The sequence below is a fragment of the Marinobacter sp. UBA2498 genome, assembly GCF_002341575.1.
In the GTDB taxonomy this organism is placed as follows: Bacteria; Pseudomonadota; Gammaproteobacteria; order Pseudomonadales; family Oleiphilaceae; genus Marinobacter; species Marinobacter manganoxydans.
In genome coordinates, this window is record NZ_DDOI01000097.1 from 1 (window position 1) to 2,251 (window position 2,251).

Here is a 2,251-nt window from a genome sequence, read left to right on the forward strand (position 1 = left end):
TGGCCAATAAAATTGACCCACCTTTCATAGTCTAGCCTGTCGTTTTCTGCTTCAGCCGATAGCTTTCTCCTCCCAGCATAAAGATGTGTGAATGGTGGATGACCCGATCAATGATCGGCACCGCCACGTTGTCGTCGTGGAAGAACTCGCCCCAACTGGTGAAGTCCTTGTTGGTGGTGAGGATGATGGACCGGTATTCGTACAGGCTGTTGATCAGCTGGAACAGGTTGTACCGGGCCTGCCGCGTCATGGGCAGGTAACCCAGTTCATCGATGACCAGCAGGTCGTACTTGGCCAGTTGGCTGACCCGCTTTTTCAGCTCACCCTTCATCTCGGCCAGCTCTAGTTCTTCCACCAGATCGAGAGCGTTGCGGAACAGCACCCGGTAGCCGGCCTCCACAGCTTTGTGGCCAATGCCGATGGCCAGGTGGGTCTTGCCTACACCGGGCGGACCGATGAACACCAGGTTGTTTCGCTCGTCGATGAACTGGAAGTCCAGCAAGGCATTGACCTGGCGTTTGGTAATGGTGGTCTGGTGCCGGTAGTCGAAGCCCTCCAGGCGCTTCTCCGCTGGGAACGCAGCCATTTTCCGGTTCCGGCGGATGCGTTTGTCCTGGCGCTGGGTCAGTTCGTGCTCGGCAAGCCGGTCCGCGAAGCTGAGATAGGACATCTCGTTGGCTTCAGCCTCGGCCAGCAGGTTGGTCAGTTCGTCGGCGGCCGCGCTCAGGCGCAGGCTGCGGTAACGGGCCACGGTCTGTTCAAGCTGGCTCATGGGTCACCCCCTGGCCACTGGAGCGGCCAATATGGCGGTAAGCGCTCAGATCCAGTGTTTCTTTTGGTTCCGATAGCGGTTCCGGCTGTCGCTCCCGGAGAACGGCGGCCTGGGCTGCTTCCAGATAACTTTGCAGCCGTGTCGCGGTCATGCCGGGACGCTCTGCCAGCGTCGTAATTAATGCCGGATCCACGGGCGCATGGCGCTTGAGCAGGTCACGGGCAGCCACCAGCTGGTCCTTGTAGATCTTGGGCTCGGAACGCTTGAGCTGTTGGCACAACCGTGGCCCGATGTCACTGCCGATCAGGTCGTTGATCTTACCCTCAAGGGTGGCCACCCGCTGGGCATGATCCCGGTAGTGGTGGGTGTTCTTGATTACCTTGCCTTTATCGGCACACAGAGCATGGCTGGCAATGACTTCCCCTGTGTTCAGGTCGCTGATGTGGAGTTGGCCGCCGGACTCCAGAACGCCCACCCGGGCCTGCTGCCAGGCCATGGGCACAGAGTACTTGTTGGCCTTCCAGGCGATCAGGCCGGTCTTGTCGGCTCGACGTGTCTCGTGGGCCACAGATTGCACGCAAGCTGGTGACAGGTAAGCCTCCAGGTGTTCTCGCTCATCCCGTTCGAAGCGTTCCCGGGGTGGTTCTCCGGTGGTGCCGTGGATGCGGACATTGGCTACGCTCTCAAGCCAGTCCTGCACGTGCTGGCGCACGTGCTCCTGGTCCCGGAAGACTTCACCGTAGAGGCAATCCTGCTTGACGTACTTCACGCCAGCTTCCACCTTGCCCTTGCTCTCCGGGTCATAGCCTTCGCAGGCATGGATCCGGAACCCGGCCGTGGTGGCATACTCATGGAACCGTTGGTTTAGCGTCAGTTCCCGGTACTGCTCGTTGATCACCACCAGCTTGGTCTGATCGTAGACGCACTCCTCTGGCAGGCCACCGAAGTAACGCAGGGCTTCGTCATGGAGCTGGATAAACGTCTGGGTATCCAGCGGGCGGAAGGCCAGACCCACGTACATCAGCCGTGAGAAGGACAGCACGAACACCACGAAGTGGAGAATCCGCTCTTCGCCACCGATCAGCACGCCGCGCAACTCACCCGGATCCACCTGACACTGAACACCCGGCACATCGTCCAGAATGGGTTCGTAGTAGCGCATCTGGGCCGAGGCCACTTCCTCCTTAAGCACCCGCACATAGCGTCGGATGGTGCGATCCGAGGCCGACAACTCGCCAACCCTCTCTTGCAGCTTGCGGGCAATCTTGACGGCGCTGAGCTTGGGAAACTGCTGGAGCAAATGCACCAGATAATCCCGGTGATCATCGAGTCGCTTGCTCCGCGAGGGGTCTGCAAACCGTTCTGAAATCGCATCCACCTCCATCCGCAGGTACTTGCGAACGGTATTGCGGGACAACCCCAGTTCCTGACTGATGGCGCGGATCGACAGCCCTTTGCCGTTATCGTGCAGTGCCTTGA

Annotated in this window: 2 protein-coding genes; both read right to left on the bottom strand. The window is 59.7% G+C overall.

Annotated elements, in window-relative coordinates:
* Positions 1-31 precede the first annotated feature (31 nt).
* A complete protein-coding gene (gene istB, locus B2W52_RS13485; RefSeq protein WP_092034459.1) occupies positions 32-772 on the bottom strand; it encodes an IS21-like element helper ATPase IstB in 741 nt (246 codons plus the stop codon).
* Positions 759-2,251: IS21 family transposase (gene istA, locus B2W52_RS13490; RefSeq protein WP_286803539.1), on the bottom strand; the 1,493-nt coding region annotated here is incomplete at its 5' end. The genes istB and istA, both read right to left, overlap by 14 nt.

Bases quoted from the DNA above. Each gene is read 5' to 3' on its own strand.
- istB (WP_092034459.1), bottom strand. From the start codon at position 772: ATGAGCCAGCTTGAACAGACCGTGGCCCGTTACCGCAGCCTGCGCCTG.